This is a genomic window from Paraburkholderia sp. BL6669N2, from assembly GCF_003387275.1.
Taxonomy (GTDB): Bacteria; Pseudomonadota; Gammaproteobacteria; order Burkholderiales; family Burkholderiaceae; genus Paraburkholderia.
The window spans coordinates 864988-887266 of the sequence record NZ_QUNA01000002.1 but is presented as its reverse complement, the minus strand read 5'-3'; the positions used below and the strand labels follow the sequence as shown (position 1 = coordinate 887266).

Here is a 22279-nt window from a genome sequence, read left to right as displayed (position 1 = left end):
CTTCTTGCGGATCAGTGATCGAAGGTGGTGAGGCTGGCGTTCTGGTTGGCGATGAACACCACGAGCATGCTCGCCGGTTCGGTCGCGCTGGCGTTCTTACTGATGACATGATGTTGGTCGCGACGCTCGAAATGCCCTTCGCCAACGTTGTAAACCTTCGCCTCCTCCCCCTCCTCGCCCGACAGAATCTTGCCGGACAGAACAAAAGCGAAGACGTCCGCGTCGTGGTGATGCGACTGGGAAGAGCCGCCCGGCCCATAGTGCACAACCTGTGCGGTTAGAACCTTGCCCGGAGCCACAGAAAGCTTTTCGGCAAGGACGGTTTCAATCGCGCGGCCGCTGACCGGCGCAGCCGTGGTTTGCGACCACGCTGGTGCTGCCGCGAAAATCAACGAGGTGACGACACCGGGCAAACCGAACTGACGCATCTTTAGGGAACGAAAAGAGAACATGGTGATTAGCTTTCTGACCTGATGAATGGCTTCGAAGGGATTCTTCGATTGGCTTGTTGGAAAAAGCCCTGCGGACGGCGCTACCGAACGCGGTTTGAACGCAGGCATGATCTCGTCCGCGAGAACTCGACCAGTGAGAAGAGTAATTCACGCCTAGCCAACTGGCATCGACCAAAAATCTTCAAGATGACCAGACCATTGAACTCGACTTTCTCTCTGCAATGGCGTGGTGAGCAGGCTTTTCAAGCGCAATGCAGCATCGTTTGCCGTGTCCGGCGTGATGTTCGCGAATCCCAATAGCAAACCGGGCCCGGTGCTGACTCGCGATCCCATTGGCGATATTGCGGTTATCGCCATTGCATGCGTGCGCGCCTGATTGGCTATGGCAACATCATCGAGATTCGGCGGCAGGCGCAATAGCACGTGCATGCCTCTCGATTCTTCTACCTGAAACGAATCGCCGAGAACATGTCTCAATGCGTCGACAAGTGCATGCTTGCGTTCGGCGTACACGCCCCGCATTCGCGCGAGGTGGCGGCCGAAATGACCTTGAAAGATGAAGTCGGCCACGACCATCTGATCGAGTAGCGAAGGTTGTGAGGGCAACAGCGCGGATGTCCGTTCGAAATCATCAGCCAGTGATGCAGGGACGACCAGATAACCGAGACGCAGACCAGGAAACAGAACATGGCTAAACGAACCGACATGCAACACCCGGTTCACATGATCGAGGCAATTGAATGCGGACGCGACTGCTGGTGCAGCGCGATCCGCGCGATTGAATTCGCTGCCGTAATCGTCCTCGATAACCCATGCGCCCGCGTCCGCAGCCCACGACATCAGCTGTGAGCGCCGCTGCGGCGAGAGCGCTACGCCAAGTGGAAACTGCGTGGCAGGCGTAACGAGCGCAAGCCGCGCGGCTGATGCAAGCGCGACGCCCGCCTGCACGTTTAATCCTTCTTCATCTACCGGAACGGGAATCAGATGTGCGCCGGCGAGTTCGAGCGTATGACGCGCCGGCGAAAAGTTCGGATCCTCGACCCACACCTCGTCTCCTTTGTTCAGCAGCGTACGCGCGATCAGTGCCAATGCGCCTAGAAAACCAGCGGTGATAAAGATCTGCTCACTGCGGCACGGAATGCCACGGCCAATCGCCAGATGATTCGCAATAGCCTGCCGCAAGGGACCAAAGCCACCTGTTGCCTGGTACACCATGTTGGAGAACGAAAGCGAACGGGCATGGCGCCCGGCGAGCCTCGACCAGAGCTTGCGCGGAAAGGCATCGAGTGCCGGCAGCCCTAGTTGAAACAGGCGCGGGAGCTGACCAGCTTCAGAGGCCAGGCCGGGCATCAACGGTTGTGGCAAACGTTCGGACGGTTGAGGCAGTGGTCCTGCCGGACACGACGCTACACGCGTGCCCGCCGCATTTTGCCGGTTCAGATAACCCTCGCCGGAGAGGATGCTATACGCGAGTTCAACGGTCGCGCGAGACACCGACAGTTGAGAAGCCAGACTCCGCGACGATGGCAGACGCGCGCCCGGCGCTAACGAGCCTGCCGAGATCGCGCCTTTGATGCGCTCCGAAATCTGCTGATGGAGCGGCGCACCGTTGCGCCGGCCCAGCCGGAGATTGGCGAATTCCACATCGGGTATGCCTTTGATCATCGAATGCTCATGCAGCCATGTGACGGCTAGTTGGACTCCGGCCGGGGTTCTTGAGCGATTGAATCGAAATCAATCCGTCTCTTTCCGAGTTGATTTTTTACCAACAGCGCGGCGGCGGCGACGAACACCGGGACAGCCATAGCCTGAAGAATGGTATCGATTGCAAAACCCGCTTGCAGCATGACGGCTCCCGCAAAAGCGCCAACGATTCCGCCAATGCGCCCAATGCCGAGCATCCACGCAACACCGGAAGCACGTCCATTTGTCGGATAGAAGGCGACCGCGAGAACCGGCATGGATATTTGAGCGCCTGCCATGCAGCTACCCGCCAGAAACGTCAATAAGCCGACTAGCAGCGTATTTCCAACGGAGTGCCCGACACAACAGATGAAGACGCCCGCGAGAACATAGGTCAATGCGACCACCCGGTGAGCGTTGACGCGATCCATGAGAATGCCGCAGACAATCGCGCCCAAACCGCCACCGAGTGGAAACAGCGCGGTGATGAGCGACGCCTGTTGCAAGCTCATTCCACCGTCTTTCATCAAGGTAGGGAGCCAGTTTGTCAGCAGGTAGTAGACCAGCAGGCCCATGAAATACGTGACCCACAGCAGCAGGCTTCCGCTTCTGAACTGTTTGGACAGGATCAATGCGACCGGCGAACGTTCATCCTGGTTCACGGGTTCGTCGATCGTAAAGTGCTGTTCGACCAGCACCTTCCCTGATATACGGCCCAGCACCAGGTTTATCTTTTCTGCGGACCACGAGTTCGCCACCATGAATCGAACCGACTCGGGCAGCCACGCAAACAGGACGAAGGACAGCAGGACGGGAACCACACCGCCGACAACGAAGACACTTTCCCATCCGAATGCCGGAATCAGGGCAGCCGCCGCAAAACCGCCCGCGGATGCGCCAAACGTAAAGCCGCAAAACATCACGTTCACCAGCAGCGCCCGATGTTTCTTCGGCATGTACTCCGACACCATGGTCGTCGCATTAGGCATGGCAGCGCCTAAGCCAATGCCGCTCACCAGTCTCAGGAACGTCAGTACGTGAAGAGAATCGGCCTTTGCACACGCAAGCGTGAACACACCGAACACCAGAACAGAAACAGCAAGCACACGCTTTCTGCCGATCCTGTCCGCAAGCGGTCCGGAGATCAATGCGCCCAGTACGGATCCAATGAGAGCCGAGCTGAGCAGCGGCCCAAGTGCAAGCCGCGTGAGCCCCCAATCTTTTGCCACCGCAGGCGCGACGAATCCAGCCGCTGCCGTGTCGAATCCATCGGCAGCGACGATCAGAAAACACAATCCGAGTATTACCCATTGGAACGCCGAAACTTTCTGGCGGTCTATAAATTCTTCTATATCGACCTTTTCCGCTTGCGAACTGGCTAATGACATCGTTTGTCTCCTGATCGTGCACGTCTATCCGTGTGTATTGTTTGTAATTAACGAACCACGAATTCATTCTTCATCTGCGCAAGATGAGGAACTAGCTCGCCGTGTAGTTCAACGCGGATCCCGCTTCAGCTTCCCGTTCAATGACGGACGCGGTGCAAAGCAGGCGAAGCTCCCGAAAGCTTTCCGCCACCAACTGGACTCCAACCGGTAAGCCGTTCGACATGCCGGTCGGGACATGTATGCCTGGAAGTCCCAACGCCGCCACGGCGATGAGCGGGCTCTGTATAGCAACCAGTTCGCGCATTTCATCCACAGTTCCGAGATCCGCTCCCCACGGTTGCGGCATATGGCATGACGTAGGCATCAGCAGAATTGGGTAGGCGCGCAGGAACTCATTCCATTTGCGGCGCAACTCATCGCGAAGTGCAATTGCCTTGATGTAGCCACCCAGGTCGACAGACGGCGCGCATGCCGCCATGTTGTGAACCGACCGCATGATTGAAGCATCACCGGTTTCCTCCACTGCCGCGATCATTCCGAATCTGGATTCCGTCATGGCGATCGACTGCCAAATTTCGACACACTGGTCGATTGCTGGAGGCTGCGCGCGTTCTACCACATAGCCTGCCTCAACAAGCGATGCGGCGGCTTGCTGAAGGGCTTTTTTGATTTCATCGCTCACAACGACATTCGGAATTTCATCGACCAGTGCGACCCTTACCGGCTCGGCATCGTCTTCGTGTTCAAGAATCGCATTCACCCAGGTTGAATCGCGTGTGTCGGCACCAAGCATGGCCAGCAATCCGAGGCGCGCGTCTTCGACCGATCTGGCGAGCGGCCCTTGTGCCGACATCGATTGCAAGCCGTAAAAGCGTTGCGCCGTTGTCGGGTGATAGGCGGGGATACGTCCTGACGTGGTACGCAGACCAACCACGCCGTTCACATACGCCGGGTAGCGGATTGATCCAGCAATATCGGTTCCGTGCGCGATCGCGCACATGCCCGTGGCCACCGATACCGAGGCACCACCGCTCGACCCGCCCGATGTGATATCGGCGCTCCATGGATTAAGCGTTCGCCCATATAGCGGCCCTTCGGTGAACCACCGGAACGAGAACGGCGGCACATTAGTGCGGCCGTTGATGACCGCCTCCGCGCAACGAAGATTGGTCACCACGGCGCTATCGGCGGGCGCGACTCGCCGCGAATAGGCGGGCACGCCATTCGTCGTGGCTTCACCCGCCATGTCTACATTAAGTTTGATGGTGACAGGGACGCCGCGCAAAATACCTCTCGCATGCGAATCTTGCCGATGCAATCCATCCAGTTGCCGCGCGGCGCCGATCGATTGCTCGCGGTCCTCATGAACAATTGCATTCAGGCGTGGGTTCACGACGTCAATGCGCCGATGAAACGCTTGCAGCACTTCCACGCATGAAATGGAGCCGAGTCGAATCTGTTGCGCAATGCTTGCGGCACTCCAACGCCAAACTTCTGAGGGAAGTACGTTGAGCGAAAGCTTTTCTTGCGGTGGAACCGTGGTTCGCATGAAATCGTCGTCCTGGATGGAGTGCTTGCTTACTCTCGTTTCTACCGCGTCGTGAATAAGTGCGGATGAGGTCGCATAGCAAGAAGAAGTGTCCGGATTCTCGCACCACGCAAATTGCTGGGACAACAGCGTGACGCAATACGCTGTATCGAAAATTTCGATATCACGGGGACATGTGCGCGGTATCGGGCAGGAATGGACTCGCGACTATGGGCATATCGCGGGCGCGTCGAACCCTCGCATCGACAATGCGCTTCAATCAAGCATCGAGTTATGGCGACAAGTATGTCTCCACGTGTGCAGTGAAACCGCACACATGAACATGGCTTCAGGACGGCAGCACTGCCACAGCCTTGATTTCGACGATATAGCCTGGTGCTCCGCCAAGCATATGCGCACCGACGGCTGTCCACGCCGGCAAAGGATCGGCTGTGAGATATTGATCACGGATTCGCATGAACAATGGCAAATCGCGCGTGTCGGTATGAAACGTGGTCAGGTCAACTACATCGTTCAAAGAAGCGCCTGCGGCGTCCAGCACGAGCTTGAGGTTTTCGAAGGCCTGCACGATCTGCTCCTCGCGATCTTCCACCAGTTGCATGGCTGCATTTCGACCTATCTGACCGGAAACATAAACTGTGTTGCCGACCTTGACTGCAGGGGCATAACGGATTTTTTCATATACGGCTTCCATACCTGCCGGAACGATGGCTTTTCGATCACTCATTGGGTGTCTCCTCGCTATTACGAGCGTTTGGATGCGGGCAACGTCGTGCGTTGCCTCGCGGCTTTGAAAAGGGCTGAAGATGTGAATTCGTATCGCAGCGATACGAGTGGGCAGCATATGGGAAGCGCGAAGCATGCGTCCAACACCAATTGGGTATGGAACTATATCCGGCGAGTATCGAGTAACACAGGTTCAGAATCCCCACGTCCTACCGGGAAAACACGACTCTCTTCTGGCAGGAAACGACGTCACTCTGGCAGCAATACATGTCACAACGTGACACTAACGTCGTCTCGTTGACCCATAATAAATCGATCATTATTGAACATGAAGAGGCAATAAAAATGACTGTGCTTACCTGGATACGCACGTTGATCGAGCGGCGTGCGACACCGGCACTCCTGTGTTCGCTCATTGTTTCATCTGCTGTGCTGTACGTTTCCCCGGCAGCCCGCGCAGAATCGGCTTCGCAACCTCCGCCAGGCAGAGAGGTTTCAAAAGACGATTACTTTCACACTGGCGCCGGTGCGCGATATTTGCGCCGAGCCGATTCAGATCTCGTGGTGCAACCGCTGCGGGGCAACATCGCTGTCATCATGGGATCCGGTGGAAACATCACCGTTCTCTCCGGAAATAAGGGGAAATTCCTGGTCGACGCCGGTATCAGCAAGTCAAAGGAAAAACTGCAGACTGCAGTCAATCGGCTCAGTCCCGGGCCACTGAAGTATGTCGTCAACACTCACTGGCATTGGGACCATACCGACGGGAACGAATGGATGCATCTGGCGGGTGCAACAATCGTCGCGCACAAAAATACGCTCAAGCATCTGACCGAAACGACGCATGTCGACGCGTGGAACTGGACTTTCGACCCGGTGACGCCCGCAGCGCGTCCGACACTGCTGGTCGACACGGAAAAGACGTTCTCCTTTTCAGGCGAAACGATTGAAGTTCGAAATTTCGGCGGCGGTCATACCGATGGAGATCTTTGGGTCTATTTCAAGGATGCTGACGTGCTGGCACTGGGCGACACCTTCTGGAACGGCATCTATCCGTATATCGACAACGAGGACGGCGGCAGCATCAATGGCGCGATCAAATGGGCCAACAAAGCCGTCGCCTACTCCACCGATCATACGATTTTGATTCCCGGCCATGGCCCAGTGGGTAATCGGGCGCAGCTAATCGAATTTCGCGACATGCTGGTTACGGTGCGCGACAACGTTGCCGCGTTGAAGCAGCAGGGAAAATCGCTGGATGAGATTGTCGCTGCCAAGCCAACCGCTGCGTTCGACGCCAAATGGGGCAATTTCGTTTTCAACGGCGACCAATTCACGCGAATGGTCTATGCCGGATTGCAATAACGAAAAAACACTAACGCCATCTGTTCAATTCGAAATCTACCCGTGCACGTCGCCGCGGTGGACTTTCTCGACCCGCTTTCTTCAACACTCGTATAACGTGCAGGAAATTATCATGACTCGCCTTCCTACCATCGCCTTGACCGAAGCAACAGGTCACGCGGCTGAACTTTTCACTATCGTCAAGAACGCCATGGGCAAGGTTCCTAATTCATATGTCGGCATTGGTGGCAATAGCCCGGTTGCTCTCGAAGCCGTACTGAACCTCGAAACGTCGCTCAAAAAGAGCAGTCTCAGCCCAATGAATATCGAGGTCGTCAAGCTCGTTGTCAGCCAGACCACCGGTTGCGACTATTGTCTTGCCGCCCACACGCTAATGGGCAAGAAAGTCGGCATGAGCCGCGAAGCAATTCTGGCGATACGCAACGTGCAACCGTCAGGCGACGCCCGCAATGACGCACTAGCCAGCTTCACGCATTACCTGCTCACCACCAGCGGCACGGTTCCGGTTGATGTGGTTGACGCGGTTAAACAGGCCGGTGTGACGGATACGCAGATCGTCGATGTTACGCTCGCCATCGCGAGTATCGCCTTTACGAACCTGTTCAACCGCATCAACGACACTGTGCTCGACTTCCCTGCTGCGGATTAATCGAGACTCGCAGTAGCGACTATCTCTCTCCCAGCGCGAGTGTGGCAAGCGCTTGCTCGGACTCGTCTCGATAGGCAATTTTCCGTACGAGCAGAGCAGCGCTTCGCTGCGTTCGCGCTGGGATTTTCAATTGCGTCTCAAGATTGCCGCAAGTATCGACTTCGCCAATAGATCGAATTACAAACCGGTCTTGGACGTGGTTAATCGATTCGAGCATGCTTCCTATATCCGGCTACTCCAGGTTCTGAAAGAGGAAGTAAACATGCAAACCGCGGACAAAGTCGCCACCAGAACGCGGGCGCACGCGTATGGATCGTCCGATGTTGCCGATCAATCCACCGGCACCGCACACTTCGCCATACTGATGGTCGTGGTTGCCATGGCGCTTCGGCCCGGCATCGCATCGATTGGTCCGGTATTGCCATTGATTAGCCGGGAATTCTCCCTTTCTCACGCGATGGCGTCCCTGCTGGCCACTGTGCCGATCATGATGCTGGGACTACTCGCGATGCCTGCAACATGGCTCGCCGCACGTTATGGAACGAACGAGGTGTTGCTGGTCTCCCTGGTGACACTCTTCATTTCGATGGCAGTGCGCCCTTTCACGTCGAACATCGCGGCGCTTCTATTGACCACCATTGGCGTCGGCGCGGGAATCGCGGTCGCGGGAACACTGTTCGGCGGCATGATCAAGTCCCGATTCCCGAACCGGCTTGCGGTAATGATGAGTCTCTTCGTCATGTCGCTCGCTCTCAGCAGCGCGCTTTCCGCGGCTGCGACAGGGCCGGTAGCCGAGTGGGCCGGCACGAACGGCTGGCGTGTAGGAACCGGTGTCTGGGCAATCGTTGCGCTGATCGCGGTGCTTGCGGGGCTGGCGATCTTCCGTCGGGAAACACGGACAAACAGACGTCCCGTGGCAAACGCAGCAAACGTGGCAAAACCGGCCCGGGCCGCACCACTGCCGGTTATCAACCGCAAGGCATGGCTGATCGCGTTGTTCCTCGCATGCGACAACTTTCTGTTCTTATCTGACCGGCTCTTTTAACGTATCAGTCTGGCTGGCGCTTGTCGTCGCACTCGTCATGCTTGTCCTGACTCCGTTTCTCGCGCCGCACCCGCTCGAAGAGAACACTGATGGACAAGCGCGCGACACCCTACAATCTGCCGAAAACTTCGATTTCACACGGAGCCGCGCATGGCATCGATCGATCTGGAATGGATAGCAGTCTTCGACGAGATCTATTCGACCCTCAGCGTCACTCGTGCAGCCGACAAACTCGGCATGACGCAAGGTGCCGCAAGCACTGCACTCAGTCGTCTGCGTACCTATTACAGCGACCCGCTTTTTGTTCGAACTTCACGCGGCATGCTGCCAACGCCGCGCGCGGACGAATTGCAGCCGGTGCTCCATCAGGTGCGGGAGAATCTCGAAATGGCAAGAACCGGCTCGGCCTGCTTCGATCCGGCCAGTGCGCAGCGGGTTTTCAGATTGTGCATGACCGACCTGGGTGAAATATCGCTGCTTCCGCGCCTGCTCAATTACTTGCAATCACGCGCCCCAGGCATTCGAATCGAAACCGAAAAAATCAACTCGGACTCACCGCGGCGGCTGGAAGACGCCGCGTTGGACCTGGCGGTGGGCCACATGCCTCAACTGGAGGCCGGTTTCTATCAACAGGCTTTATTCCAACAGGACTTCCAATGTATCGTGAGTGTCTCCCATCCTCGCATCGGCAAACGCCTTAGCAAAGCGGCCTATTGTGAAGAGAGACATGTCGAGGTCTCTACTCACGGCACCGGGCATATGGCAATGCTCGAAGCCGCACTCACCTGCGCCGGTATTGGTCGTCATGTTGCATTGCGCGTGCCGAGCTTTCTCGCGGTCGCGCAGATCGTAGCCGAAACCGAGCTCGTTGCGACCGTGCCGCGCTACTACGCGCTCGCCATGCAATCGCGCGAGTCGATCCGGCATATGGACGTTCCATACGTCTTACCGGCCTATACGGTGCACCAATACTGGCACGGTCGCGTTCATCGTGACGCCGGCAATGTGTGGCTGCGAAAAACGATTGCGGACCTGATGCCGACAGCGGTGATCCACCCGCTGGCAAGTCGGCGATAAAGCCGGGTTATCAGTTCGCACAATGCACGAGTTGCATTTCGCTGGTGCAAACGTTGCGCTTCTTCGAAGATTCCAGATATGGCATCTTGATGTTTCCTACCAGCCCATCGAAGGGCAAGCACGTCGTCACGACGGTATGCAACATCACTACATTATCCGGGAACGCGATATGTCAAAATCCCTCACGTCAAGTACTAAAGGCCAGCTTGTCGCGCGTTGTCTGCCCTTTCTCGAAGAAGTCAAAGACCTGACCACCAGTGCGGAAGTCGAGCAGTGGCTCAACACGAAATACGGTGTCGACAGCGTGCTCTATTCGGATCTTGCCCGACTCATCACGCATGGCGTGGAGGAAGGCTGGGCAGCGAACGTCGAAATTGCTGGCCCGAAGTATCGGCGCGCGCGGCTCGTTGAACCCAATGCGGAAACCTTCTATTTCAGCATCACTGCGGTGCTGATGGACAGCAGCGATAACGCGCAAAGCAATCCCGAAGGCTCGTTTCGCGGTGACTACCATTCGCATCCGTACGGCGAATTCAATCTCGTCGTGCCAATTGATACAGGCGCCACACTCGCGGGTCCGAATGGATGGTGTTATGGAGGCTGGACGGCGCCCGCGCCGGGAAGTCACCATTATCCGGAAGTCAAAGGCGGAGCGGTGATCGCACTGTTCTTCCTGCCCTCGGGCCGTATTGCCTACGACATCGAACCACCTCTCCACTAACGTACGGTACAAAAACCGCGAGCCTCCTGAGAGGCTCGCTAATGCGTTCATCGTTCGAACGGGACATCGACGATTAAAGTCTCGACGTCCCCTTAAAGCATTAAAGTCCGTGGAACGAGGCAAATTCTTCGAGCCCAGCTTTCGGCATTTGCGGGCGGCGCTTGGCCCACTCCGGATCGCCGAAGCCTATCGCCATTGTGCAGACAACCAGTTCCTCGCTATCGAGAGGAAGGTTCTCGCGAATAACAGCGTGGTAACGGGATAGAAACTCTTGCGTGCAGGTGTCGAGTCCACGCGCTTTTGCGGCGAGCATGATGTTCTGGATAAACATTCCCAGATCCAGCCAGCTTCCTTTCTCAAGACGCCGGTCGATCGTAAAGATCAGCGCTACAGGCGCATCGAAGAAGCGGCAGTTTCGTGCCGTATTCGCCGCGCGTGCAGCAACGTCTTCAACTCCAATGCCCAGCGAACCAAAAAACACCGAGCCGAACTCGCGTCGGCGCGACGCGAACGGTTCCGGCAAAGGATCAGGCAGGTAACGATATTCCGAAGAGTGCTCGCCCGGTGCGTCTGCATGTGCGGTACTGATCGCGTCGATCAACTGCTTTTTCGCGTCACCTGCGGTGACATAGACGCGCCACGGCTGTACGTTCGCGCCGGTGGCCGCGTAACGGGCGGAAGCGAGAATGCCAGCGATAGTTTCGCGATCGACCTCACGGTTCAAATAGAACCGGTTGGCGAATCGGCTCATCATGATCTTTTCCAGCTCGGTGACGGTCTGCGGCGCTTCAATTTCCTCGGTAATCATCTGGATAGCCTTGCGGTCAATGGATTGACTAACAGGCTACACGGCACGTCGCCACCCAAGAAGTGCAATTTCCGTAAAGTGAAAATGCATGTGGTGCAGTTGAATGCAGACGCTTCCTGCCGGGCGGCTATCCACTGACTGGGGCCACGTTCCGCGCAGCCTCGGCAAGCGTTGTGCGCAACCATACGCTTCCCGGATCCTGGTCGTCCCGTTCGTGCCAGATCATTTGTACTGCGCGCGCGGGAGCGTGCCATGGCAACTCCCCGGCATGCGCAGTGCCCGCTTCGCTGAACACCCTTGCGAGAGACGCAGGCACGATCGCGGCCGTTTGCGTGCCCGCAATCAGGCTCGGAATGGCGAGAGAATGAGGCTGGACTAACCTGAAGTTTGGCCGTTTGCCGAGCGTATCAAAAGCACCCATCAAGGCTGCGCGGTCGAACATTTCGGTTCGCCGGGTCAGTCCGCGCTCGGACAGGAGGCCATCTTCCGAACCCCCGGTCGACACCACCAACAGAGGCAAGCCGGCGAGCTGTTCCATACCGATCCTGCTCCCAGCCAACGGATGGTTGGTGGCAATGGCCAGCATGTCCCGCTCTTCGAACAGCGTCTGTTCGCGAAGCCTTGGCGGAACGTTGGAAAAAGAACCCAGCGCAATCTCTATGCGGCCGACGTCGATCTGCGTGGTCAGGTCGATTCTGCTCGCGGGCAGCACCGTGAAGCTTGCAAGCGGCGCCGCAATTGTCGTGGCCCGAAAGAAATGCGGTAGCACGACAGCGGTCATGTAGTCGGTCGCGGCGATGCAGAAATGCCGGTCAGTGCTGCTAGGATTGAACTGCTTCGGCCCAACCGCACGCTCGATGGTGACGAGAGCGTCCCGCACGAGCGGCGCCATCTCCAGCGCGCGGGCCGTCGGTTCCATGCCCGTTGCGGTTCGCACGAACAGTTCGTCGTTGAAAAATGCTCGCAGCCGCGACAATGCGTGACTTACCGCCGACGGACTCAGGTGAATCGCCTCACTCGCGCGAAGTACGTTCCGTTCGCGAAGAATGGCGTCGAAGACCCGCAGCAGATTCAAATCCAGATTGCTCATCGCGACCACTCGGCGCGGGCGTCTTCCAGTTTATGGTGACCTGCGTGGCGGGGCATGTGGTTTCTCTTCCAAAGCACATTCTTCAGAGGATACACCGGCCTTTTAACATCTCTTGTCGGGCCGTCGCGGGTATTCGCCACCGGCGCGCCTGAGCATGAAGCGGAAAGCTCAGCGTTCCCAATTCGAATTCAGAATGACACTACATAAGTTCACCCGCTTGAAGTCCGGGTCTTTATAGGCGAGAAAGTCGTCGTTGAAGGTGCCAAACGTGGTCGCCGGACGATGCTTCATCCCGTCATTGAATGTGTCGATCATCCTGTTGGCGAAATCGGATTCGCGTGGATAGGCGGCAACCACTGCCTCACGTTGCGAGTCGCTAAACTGTTCGAAACCTCGTCCTGCCACATCCATACCCGCGCCCGCCTGAACCAGCGCGATCTCGGCATGCATATGCTCGGGAATGCCGGGAGTCGTGTGGAGAGCGACAGCGGCCCAAACCTTATCGACATCGCTTTCGGCAATATGATGGCTGCGCAAAAAGTCACGCGCGGCGTTTGCTCCATCCACCTCGAAGCGAAGCTGGCTCTCACTATAGGTCGACGTCAGGCCAATGTCGTGGAACATGGCCGCGACATACAGCAGTTCCGGATCGAACACCAGACGACGTTGTTGCCCGAGAAACGCGCCCCAAAAATAGACGCGCGCGGAGTGGTGGAAAAGGAGTTCGCTTTCCGTATCGCGGATCAGTTCGGTCACTTCGCGCGCCAATTTACTGTCCGGGATCTGTATGCTGGAAATTCCGTTCATTGACATGGTTCTGTCTTCCTTGATCTGGTCGATGCAGCGTGAGTCAGGGATACCAGGCGATTGCGCTGGCCTGCCGCATTCATACATGCGGGGTCTTGAAAGACTACGCTCATTTCATGTCGGCAGACAGTACCAGGATTGGAGAATCGGGCCGTACCATGGGGACGTGGCCGGCTTACCTGGGATGACAGCGACACTCCCCCCGGCGTCAGACTACTTGTCGCTTCTGAACTTTGTTATCAGGAAGAGTCAGAGGTGCAGGTTGAAGGCGAAACAAACGTATTCTGTTGAGTTCAAGGAGCAGGCGCTGTCGAAGGTCGTGCAGCGCGGCAGCCGCACAGTTGGAGCGGTGGCTGACGAATTGAACGTGAACGTATTGACATTGAGGAAATGGATGACAGGCGCCGCCGCCGCGAACCGGAGCTCGAGCTCCGCAGACGCAAGACGTCCGGAAGACTGGTCGATGGAAGAGCGTCTGATGACCTTGCAGGAGAGTCACGGGCTGGTGGGCGAAGCATTGAACGGCTGGTGTCGGGAGCGCGGCCTGTTTGCGCATCATCTCGTGCAATGGCGAGCAGACTTCTGTGCCAGTGGGACCGGCAGCCGGCGCGAGAACGCGCAGGAGGCACGGGATCTGAAACAGGCCAATGTCCAGCTGCAGCGCGAGTTGAAACGCAAGGAGAAGGCGCTGGCTGAAGCGGCAGCGCTGCTGGTGCTGGTGCTGGTGCTGGTGCTGGTGCTGGTGCTGGTGCTGGTGCTGGTGCTGCAAAAAAGTACCGTGCGCTGTTCGAGGGCGAGGCCGAATGACAGCCCCTGAAGAGCGCAAGACATTGATCGGGTCTGATCAGGGAGGCGACCCTGGCCGGGGCTCGCCAGGCACCCGCGGGCAACATTCTGGGGCTCAGTGCCCGGACCGTTCAACGCCGGCAACGCGGCGAACCTGACGCGGTGTACGGGCGCTCGTTACGGCACCATGAGCCGCGCCACAAGCTTTCTGCCGACGAACGCGCCGAGTTGCTGGCGCTCGCGAACTCGCCCGAATTCGGTCATCTGCCGCCAAGCCAGATCGTGCCGCGACTGGCAGACCAGCAACGCTATATCGCCTCCGAATCGACGTTCTACCGGGTACTGAAGGCCGAGAAGCAACTCGCCCACCGGCGCAGCGAACGGCCGGCCCATGCTCGCAGCAAACCCCGTTCGGTTTGCGCCGACGCGCCGAACAAGTTGTATTCCTGGGACATCACGTATTTGCCGACGACGATCCGTGGACAGTATTTTTATCTCTACCTGTTTCTGGATGTGTTCGGCCGCAAGATCGTCGGCTGGCAGGCCTATGCGGAGCAAAGCAGCGCGCTGGCCAGCGAAGTCCTCCGGGACCTTTGCGCACGCGAAGCGATACAGTCCGATCAGGTGATTCTGCATTCGGATAACGGCGGCCCGATGAAAGGCGCGACGATGCTCGCCACCTTCCAGGTGCTGGGTGTCATGCCGTCGTTGAGTCGTCCGGACGTAAGCAACAACAACCCTTATTCCGAGTCGCTGTTCAAGACCCTGAAGTACCGGCCTGCTTATCCACTCAAGCCGTTCGACACCCTGATTGCCGCACGCGCCTGGGTGGGCGTACTGGTGAGCTGGTACAACCCCGAACATCGTCACAGTGCGATCCGGTTCGTGACGCCGGCGCAGCGCCATGCAAATCTCGACCAAGGACATCCTGGACCGACGCGCGACGCTTTACGAGAGCGCCCGGCAGCGCAATCCGCTTCGATGGAAACGCCGCACGCGCAACTGGCAGCGTGTAGATGCCGTGCATCTGAACCCGGGCCGCATGGACAACCAGCGTGTCGCCCCACACCGCCCTAGCCAGGAGAGAAAGGCCACCTGAAATTTATTCGTTGAGGCGACAACTAGCTTGAAAATCTCCGCTCCCCTACCGCGCTATACGCTCCACCCTCGACTGGTCGAAACGCATCACCACGATAACTCAGCGCCTCAAATAAAACCGGCGCACCGTCGCGGCCATATACGAGCCGCTCGATCCCGAGCGACGCGCTACTCGATTCCACGCCCAGCGCCATCGCAACAACGTCGCTAGCCAGCATGGACCGGATCGACAGATCGGCATGGCCGATCCGTACACTAGCTGGGACTGCTATCGCGTGCGCGATAACGGCTAAGGAGCAGCAAACCAGCCGGCAAAGCGCGGCTCAATGCAATTCCGCTAATACAGTCAGCGCGCGCGTAGATCGATAGACAAAAGCGGATGAAGACCACCGCGAGCAGCCAGGTAGTTGGCGCTTGCGAGTGGAGTTCGCGGCGCTCAAAATGCCACTTGGTCCAACTGCTCACAAGCGATCAATCGTCAACGCCGGAATGCACAGCATGCAACTCACGATGAATAGCAAAACTGTCTCATGCAGCGTGACCGCGTGCTGCGTCCTCAATGAGCCGAGCGGTGCTGGACTTCGTCCTGCTTGCAAGCTGGCCAGGCCTGTGCTCACCAGCCTTGGCAGAAAACACCGTTCTGTTGGCCGTCTTCCGAGCATCAATCCAATTGAAAGTCGGCTGTCGCCGTCCGATACTTGGCTTGTGGTTTTCCTTTGACGAAGTACGCGGCGATAGACACACCAGCTGGACCAACACCGTGAAAGACTGGCAATCCAGACTCCGGGACAGGAATGTCCTGATTCTCAACATAGCTTGCTGAGCCGCTCCTAAGACGCGCGGTTCGACCAGGCAGATATTGGAGCAACGAACATGACGACGATCGCAGGAATCAAAGTCCCCGACAGCAAATTGGCGCGTGCTGCCACCGAACTCGTTCGCGACACGGAGTCGGACCTGCTTTTCCATCACTCCACTCGCGTGTTTCTTTTCGGCGCTCTCACCGGTGAGCGCAAGCGGTTGAAGTATGACCCGGAGCTTCTGTACATTGGCGCAATGTTCCACGACATGGGGCTCACCGAGAAATTCCGTGCGTCCCAGAACCGCTTCGAGGTGGACAGCGCGAATGCAGCGCGCAGCTTCCTTGAGGGCCACGGTATTCCCGAAGGAGATGTCGACCTCGTGTGGGACGCGATTGCGTTACATACCACGCCGGGTATTCCGCCGTTCAAGAAACCGGTTGTCCAACTGGTCACGGCAGGCGTTGAGATGGACGTGCTCGGCTTTGCATATGACGAGTTCACCGAGGAACAACGCAAGGTGGTGGTTGCAGCTCACCCTCGAGGGGAGAACTTCAAGGAGCAGATTATCACCGCTTTCAACGATGGAATGCAGCACCGGCCGGACTCGACATTTGGCACTGTCAACGACGACGTTCTTGCGCTGAAGGATGTGGGTTTCCGTCGCAAGAACTTCTGCAGCATCATTCTTGGAAATGCGTGGAACGACTCGAATTACGCGTGCACTTGCAACGATCCGGCACATAAGCATGGTTGAATACACAGGCTGCGATCTGTTTGCCTGCGCAAGCGTCGATGAGTAAACTCGCGGTTGCAGCGGCTGTCCGCGAAGCGGATCCGCTGCAAGCAAGGGCGCAATGTCTGAATCAAATCCAGGACGAACGTGACGTCCGGTTTCAAACGGTTCGGGAGTGCTGCGAACACGATTTCCGTGTATCGAGCTGATGCATCGCATTCGCAAGGGGCAATTCGACCTCTGTGATCTCGGGCTCAGGGATACTGCTGTGCCCTCCGTCTGGAATGCGGTCCTGTCCAATCGGTAAGGTATCCATATCTATGCTCAACATTTCAACCACACCACCTATTTGCAGCACAGCCTCTGTGGTCACCTACCAGAAGATCTCGAGCTACTCCTCCATCAAGTTTGTCCCTGAAATCAGGCCGCAGCTCACCGTGTGACCGGCAGCTGGCAGTCTTCACGACTCAACCTACGCGTCGGTTCCAGCTTCTTTGCATCCCGGCCGGAAAACGCAGTGTGGTTAGCAACAGCTCGCACTGCTCTATCCATTGCACGCCTGCAAGCGGAGGGATCGCAATCTGATCAACTGGGGCGAGCTCTAATTTTGCCTCAGACTGGTTGGTGTTCAAAATCGCTGTGCCGAACAGCAGCACGGTAAGGCTGCGGCATCATTATAGATATGGTTCAACGTACACGAAAGCAACCTCGAACTCGCGTTCGTTGCTGCCCCGTGAGTGCGTGCCATGATAGATGCGTAAGCGTCGCAAACTCCGCAATGTTACGAGGCCGGTCCGACGGCGCAACGCGACCAAGCCATTCGAGTACGCGTTCGAAGTACGCTGATCGAGATTCAGCGAGCTCTTGTAATAAGCTCGACCACTTTTTGTTACTTCTCACCGCTTCCCGAAGATCTGCTGCTCGAAGAATACCGCTACCACTGATCCGAACCGGTGGCTCGACGCGGAGTTGTTCGTCACGAATTTCGTGCAAGCGAACAATGTCGTTTTCGCACGGATTATTCTTTGGCGGAACCCTACTACGATTCGGAGATCTATGAGCATGGTTAAATCCCATCAACCATGCATGATCATGGAATGCCAACGCATTCCAAATGGTTGTTCCAGCGAGATATGCTGAACTTATTCGGCGATCTGGTGGCGCGTCGCGGACCAATTTCTGCCATTTCCGCCTTAGCGCTTCAATCTCGGAGCGAGAAATCTTCTTCGCCCTTGCCTTTTCGGGCATTCTCGCGAACACCTTGGCTCGAATCCAGTTGGCCGCAGTGCTTTCCCCGATCCCGATTTCTCGAGCTGCACCTAGCCTGGTGCAGCCCGCAGCTAATAACCCGTGGAGATGCTCTCGATAGCGATCTCCATATGCGTATGGCACCATCCGCTCACCGCAGACGCTGGCGTCAGGAGACGTCTTGTAACTAATCCCACACGTGCACTTCACTATCCATCTCCCCGAGCGCCGAACACGAGTTGCGGCACCGAATGAATCCGAATCTCTGTGCAGTAATCCGCTACACTCCGGCATCGTTGGTTGGTTGGCAGCTGGCATACTTTGCGATCTGGTGGGCAAGTGCGGCCCAGCGAACTTACCGTGAGCCTCGAATAACACGTCGGCAGCTAAGAAAATAAACGGGTGAGGGAAAGTAAGCTTAATCGAATCCGTTGAGACAAACTTCCACCACCACAGTATCTTACTTTCATGTATTGCAGTGAGCCGGCAGTATGCGGGACCAAAGAATGCTAGCCAGTCGCGTATCAGTTCAGTGGACCGCAAGCGACCGTCAGGCGTGATATACCCTGCGTCGTGCACTAACCTGACGTAGTGAGCCCTCTCCCTATTGCTTCCACTTGCGAGTTGCTGCGCATTATCGATTGAGATTTTTTTTATTGCCTTCTCTTCGGCTGCTGTTATCTCCATCAAAGCCGTCGATACGGGTGAAAAGCTTCCCGCTTTCAACAAACGAAGATGAATCTCGCAATAATAGGACCCAGGCAACTGATGACTAATTTTCAAATACGGTGCTACCCCCGCACGACGCCAATCGCTCAAGCATGCATCGCAATACCGAACGCCAACGTCGCATCTACTCTTGAACGGGAAAGCTAATCGCAACGCGCCGGCCTCTCGAGGATTTCGCATGGTCTCCCGCATTCTCGCCCGTATCTCGGGTGACACCATCATCGCAATGTAGTTGAATTCGGTAGCCATCTCAATTATCTGATCTGCCTTAAGGCCCCAATAATCCCGAGTCTGTAGTACGAGATTGGAGATGCCGCACGGCAGTCTCGTTCCCGAACGGCATTGATGACCAAAAAGGCGTCGCCATAGGCTGGACGTGGATTTGAGATTCATATAACACGCATAACGCGAAAAATTGCTTTCGAGTGTCTCGCCTTCGTTAAGCGGAAATAGTGAAATAGCCATCGTAGAACTCCCGCAAAAGAATCCTTCTGGACATGGTCTGCAAAGAACACGTGGTTGATATTCCGCGGCAAATCGGCCAAAACTTGTGACCCTGCCCTAGCGTTTCTGCAATCACATATTGAAACCAAGATTCAATCCGATGCATCAATCGCCTCCCGGATTCGATGCACTGTTTTTTATGCCTTGAGGTACGTACAACGAACGCCCGGGTGGCGTTCGATTGTCACGGTTGTATGCCATAAACCATAAGTGATCGTATCGCGACAAAGTCCTATATAGCTTTGAATCGATCCGATAAGCTGCGGTGATGCGTTTGTCCGGGCGGGCACTCCGAACAATAGAGTGCCAGCGGGTTCTAAGGCACTCGATCTCTGCTTGGGAAAACTGCGCCCCCTCCTTGTCTCGAATACCTTTCCGTATCGAAGGTACAAACGATCCCGGTGACGCAGACCGCCGATACAGTACTGACTCGGCCGCGATGAACATAAATGCATGAGATGGCTCGCACGTGCTCCTAACATCCGCGATGTTCCGCGACCAAGCATTCATTTTTTGCCCGGTTAATCCGGCAAGCCAGCAGTACTCGGCACCGAAATGCGTCAGCATGCTTTCGATCAAACCTCGATGGTCTGTCTCACCGCTAGACCGCACTAGGCCGGCCTCTCGCAGCAAATCCCGAAAAGACGTCAACGATGGAAGCCTATCCACCCCTCTCAGGTACCGAGCACTTCGTTTCGCAACGTCCTCAATCGCATCTTTGTGTTCAATTGAAGTGGTTATCAAGATCTGTTCATCATCCTTCGATCTCAACGCCGTCAACGTTTGGTCAGTAATATCTTCCGAAAATTGCTTCTTCACCCCTTTAAGAATGTTCGAATGTAGATAGCAAAGATACACTCCAGGTAGCTGATGACACAAAATCCGATAGGGGCATACTCGTTTCCTCCTCCACTCTGATAGGCAATGCTCGCAATATCGAAACCTTGAAGCACGCTCTCCGACCCAACCGCATGCGCTCCTACGGAAGCATCTTCCTGCCGGTTGGGAAAGCATATTTGAGAATAGCGTGAGTTTTTGAGCCTCCGGCAAAGTTAAGGTTGCGTAGTTGAATTCGGTATGCTCCAAAATAATCTTTTCTGCCTGCAACCCCCAATAGTCGCAAGTTTCCTCTGCGAGATGTAGAATCCCACTTGGGAGCTTTGTATAGGGCCTACAGGCATGACCAAATAGTCTTCGTCTAAGCCTTAAGGTAGTATGAAGACCAACGAAATCTGCGTATCGCCCTAAGTTGCTACCGATCGTTTCTCCTTCGCACATGGGGAGAAGAGCTATTGCCATGAGATTTCTTCCTTCTATCCAAACTTGAATAACGGAAGCGGGCACGCTCTTCTTTTCCCGCTTCCAGCGAACGAATTCTCATTGTTTGCAAGCGCCCGTATTACCGCTCCATCAATAGGATCGAGTACGGAGATCGATTACACTGTTTCCTATCTACCGCGATCCAATGACTTCTTCTTTCGACCTGATGGCATTCTGCAGAGAGATCGCCGGTGCTTTCTTCTGATAGAACCGTCGTGCTGCTTCATTACTCAATTCCTGAGATGATGCTCTCGGGTATTCCTTTTGCACCGCGTTCACGAGCGAAGACGCCAACTCCTGCGGCACACCCAAGAGCAACAACCTAGACACCGCGCTGATCGCCGACTCATTCTTGTCGTGCTCCATCGCAAGTTCCTGATTGCCATGCCGCTTCGCCTCGGCCTCGACCGATTCAACGATATCGTCGAGCGTATCGCCCAACAAATCGTCATATGCGAGCATCCTCGCCTTATCTCTGGAACGGATAGCGTTCATCATCGGCCTCAGAGAACCCATCTTCTCATCGAAAACATCTCTAACTAGCTTTTTGGAAAGTCTCTCCGCGCCAGAGGAGATTGCCGCGTACTGCGCCAGCTGGTAAAGAGGCACCGTTACGCCGGGAAGCCCTTGAGTCAAGAATAACAAGTACCGTCGCAAGGCGTCTGACAGAGGAACAGGATCAGCGAGCCATTGATACTTCTGCAGTTGATTACAGAATCGGCGCCAGTCATCTTCGTTCCGCATTCCGTCCCATGTGATTACGCCTTGACTACTGATACGTCGCGCCGATCGCAGCGTCTTCCGAAATAGCTGGGCTCCCTTTGGTGTTCCACTGACAATGACCGGAATTCGCACAACGTTGGTGAGATTGACAAAAAAGTCAAATAGCGGGTCGTTCTTCGCAACCGCGTGCAGCGCGTTCTGCATTTCGTCGATCACAATGAGACCTGTCTGATGCCGCTTCGAAATACGGTGTAGCTTATTTGCATAGTCGGCCAGAGTCGCTCGCGACCCCACTTCCGCCGAGTAATCAGTTCCGAGCAAGCTATCAAACTCGAGTATCAGAAGTTTAAGCGTGTCTTTTAAGCTCGCACTCTTAGGGCAATCTACCTTTATCCAGACGACCTGATTCAACCCGTGATCCTTGTGGTGGATTACCTTTGGCAGTAGCCGCAGCGCCGACTCTAATGCTGTTGTCTTCCCACCACCCGAAAGTCCGAATACGCCTGCGCAATAGGCATGCGAACGCTCGTGATGGTAAATAGGCATGAGCTCCCCATCTTGATTCTCACGATAGCGATCCTTGATACCTTGTACGTAGTCGTCCCCAATATTCACTCCAACATAGTGCTGTCGCACCATCAGCTGCAACGTGCTCACCACGTCGAGATGCGCAGGGAGAGCCAATACAAATCGTGATAGTCTTCCTATGGCGTGCAAGCGATACTCTTCGGACCTAGACCGTTCATCCTCCGAAAAGGCGATAGGCACGTCGAGAGCCTTCAAGATCGCACGTTTGTCCCAAATGCGCCCCAATGCAGCGATCAACGGATTTTTTCGATACTCTGGCAGCAAATCATCTCCGCTGTAATAGCATGCCTCAACTGACTCAACGCATTGCATAATGGGCCCAGGCTGGTTGGACTTCTTACCTGAGATCACTTTCGCAACCGTTTCCTTGATGTTCATCATATGCTC

The 22279-nt window shown here is 56.0% G+C and carries 21 protein-coding genes and 1 pseudogene; 9 read left to right on the top strand and 13 right to left on the bottom strand.

Features of this window, described 5'->3' with window-relative positions; all coding sequences use genetic code 11:
- Window positions 1-11 precede the first annotated feature (11 nt).
- The 5 genes from B0G80_RS26570 to B0G80_RS26550 all read right to left on the bottom strand — a co-directional run bounded on the left by B0G80_RS26570 (window position 12) and on the right by B0G80_RS26550 (window position 5799).
- Entirely contained in the window at window positions 12-560 is a 549-nt protein-coding gene (locus B0G80_RS26570; protein ID WP_116120931.1) for a cupin domain-containing protein, read from the bottom strand.
- Window positions 561-605: 45 nt separating this feature from the next.
- Window positions 606-2117 carry a PLP-dependent aminotransferase family protein gene (locus B0G80_RS26565; RefSeq protein WP_116120929.1) on the bottom strand — a complete coding sequence of 504 codons (1512 nt, stop codon included), beginning with the start codon at window positions 2115-2117 and terminating at the stop codon, window positions 606-608.
- Window positions 2118-2143: 26 nt separating this feature from the next.
- Window positions 2144-3523 (bottom strand): MFS transporter, encoded by a 1380-nt coding sequence (locus tag B0G80_RS26560; protein WP_116120927.1) that lies wholly within the window; start codon window positions 3521-3523, stop codon window positions 2144-2146.
- A gap of 91 nt (window positions 3524-3614) precedes the next feature.
- Window positions 3615-5198 carry an amidase gene (locus B0G80_RS26555; protein ID WP_258879048.1) on the bottom strand — a complete coding sequence of 528 codons (1584 nt, stop codon included), beginning with the start codon at window positions 5196-5198 and terminating at the stop codon, window positions 3615-3617.
- A gap of 202 nt (window positions 5199-5400) precedes the next feature.
- A complete protein-coding gene (locus B0G80_RS26550; RefSeq protein WP_116120923.1) occupies window positions 5401-5799 on the bottom strand; it encodes a RidA family protein in 399 nt (132 codons plus the stop codon).
- 266 nt (window positions 5800-6065) lie between these two features.
- On the opposite strand from B0G80_RS26550, the gene B0G80_RS26545 reads away from it, so the two are divergent.
- The 5 genes from B0G80_RS26545 to B0G80_RS26525 all read left to right on the top strand — a co-directional run bounded on the left by B0G80_RS26545 (window position 6066) and on the right by B0G80_RS26525 (window position 10655).
- Window positions 6066-7163, top strand: coding sequence for an MBL fold metallo-hydrolase (locus B0G80_RS26545; RefSeq protein WP_258879047.1), 1098 nt, complete (start codon window positions 6066-6068; stop codon window positions 7161-7163).
- 112 nt (window positions 7164-7275) lie between these two features.
- Complete coding sequence (locus B0G80_RS26540) at window positions 7276-7812, top strand: carboxymuconolactone decarboxylase family protein (RefSeq protein WP_116120920.1); 537 nt, start codon at window positions 7276-7278, stop codon at window positions 7810-7812.
- Window positions 7813-7864: 52 nt separating this feature from the next.
- Window positions 7865-8857 carry a CynX/NimT family MFS transporter gene (locus B0G80_RS26535; protein WP_116120918.1) on the top strand — a complete coding sequence of 331 codons (993 nt, stop codon included), beginning with the start codon at window positions 7865-7867 and terminating at the stop codon, window positions 8855-8857.
- Between the two features lie 150 nt (window positions 8858-9007).
- Window positions 9008-9934 (top strand): LysR family transcriptional regulator, encoded by a 927-nt coding sequence (locus tag B0G80_RS26530; RefSeq protein WP_116120916.1) that lies wholly within the window; start codon window positions 9008-9010, stop codon window positions 9932-9934.
- 169 nt (window positions 9935-10103) lie between these two features.
- Window positions 10104-10655 (top strand): DUF4863 family protein, encoded by a 552-nt coding sequence (locus B0G80_RS26525; protein WP_116123722.1) that lies wholly within the window; start codon window positions 10104-10106, stop codon window positions 10653-10655.
- 100 nt (window positions 10656-10755) lie between these two features.
- Here the strand turns inward: B0G80_RS26525 and B0G80_RS26520 are convergent, their stop codons facing one another.
- From B0G80_RS26520 to B0G80_RS26510, 3 genes are all read right to left on the bottom strand, one after another.
- A complete protein-coding gene (locus B0G80_RS26520; protein ID WP_116120915.1) occupies window positions 10756-11463 on the bottom strand; it encodes a nitroreductase in 708 nt (235 codons plus the stop codon).
- Window positions 11464-11590: 127 nt separating this feature from the next.
- Entirely contained in the window at window positions 11591-12553 is a 963-nt protein-coding gene (locus B0G80_RS26515) for a LysR family transcriptional regulator (protein ID WP_116120913.1), read from the bottom strand.
- Between the two features lie 168 nt (window positions 12554-12721).
- A complete protein-coding gene (locus B0G80_RS26510; RefSeq protein ID WP_116120911.1) occupies window positions 12722-13366 on the bottom strand; it encodes an HD domain-containing protein in 645 nt (214 codons plus the stop codon).
- On the opposite strand from B0G80_RS26510, the pseudogene B0G80_RS48230 reads away from it, so the two are divergent.
- The 3 genes and pseudogenes from B0G80_RS48230 to B0G80_RS26495 all read left to right on the top strand — a co-directional run.
- Window positions 13341-13802 (top strand): annotated as a pseudogene (locus B0G80_RS48230) (transposase); the annotation flags it as partial. The gene B0G80_RS26510 and the pseudogene B0G80_RS48230 overlap by 26 nt on opposite strands.
- 21 nt (window positions 13803-13823) lie before the next feature.
- Window positions 13824-14177 (top strand): hypothetical protein, encoded by a 354-nt coding sequence (locus B0G80_RS47245; RefSeq protein ID WP_258879046.1) that lies wholly within the window; start codon window positions 13824-13826, stop codon window positions 14175-14177.
- Window positions 14178-14200: 23 nt separating this feature from the next.
- A complete protein-coding gene (locus tag B0G80_RS26495; RefSeq protein WP_116120909.1) occupies window positions 14201-15223 on the top strand; it encodes an IS3 family transposase in 1023 nt (340 codons plus the stop codon).
- Window positions 15224-15267: 44 nt separating this feature from the next.
- Here B0G80_RS26495 and B0G80_RS26490 read toward each other — a convergent pair whose 3' ends face one another.
- Window positions 15268-15492, bottom strand: a complete 225-nt coding sequence (locus tag B0G80_RS26490) for a UTRA domain-containing protein (RefSeq protein ID WP_258879226.1) — start codon at window positions 15490-15492, stop codon at window positions 15268-15270.
- Between the two features lie 625 nt (window positions 15493-16117).
- Here B0G80_RS26490 and B0G80_RS26485 point away from each other — a divergent pair.
- Entirely contained in the window at window positions 16118-16801 is a 684-nt protein-coding gene (locus tag B0G80_RS26485; protein WP_116120907.1) for an HD domain-containing protein, read from the top strand.
- 446 nt (window positions 16802-17247) lie between these two features.
- On the opposite strand, the gene B0G80_RS45410 is transcribed toward B0G80_RS26485, so the two are convergent.
- The 4 genes from B0G80_RS45410 to B0G80_RS26465 form a co-directional block, all read right to left on the bottom strand.
- Window positions 17248-17436 (bottom strand): hypothetical protein, encoded by a 189-nt coding sequence (locus tag B0G80_RS45410; RefSeq protein WP_147309920.1) that lies wholly within the window; start codon window positions 17434-17436, stop codon window positions 17248-17250.
- 31 nt (window positions 17437-17467) lie between these two features.
- Entirely contained in the window at window positions 17468-19222 is a 1755-nt protein-coding gene (locus tag B0G80_RS48225; protein WP_116120906.1) for a TnsD family Tn7-like transposition protein, read from the bottom strand.
- Window positions 19223-19366: 144 nt separating this feature from the next.
- Entirely contained in the window at window positions 19367-20539 is a 1173-nt protein-coding gene (locus B0G80_RS48220) for a TniQ family protein (protein ID WP_408969427.1), read from the bottom strand.
- 174 nt (window positions 20540-20713) lie between these two features.
- The gene (locus tag B0G80_RS26465; RefSeq protein WP_258879045.1) at window positions 20714-22273 is read right to left on the bottom strand and encodes an ATP-binding protein; all 1560 of its coding nucleotides are present in this window, start codon (window positions 22271-22273) and stop codon (window positions 20714-20716) included.
- Between the last annotated feature and the right edge of the window lie 6 nt (window positions 22274-22279).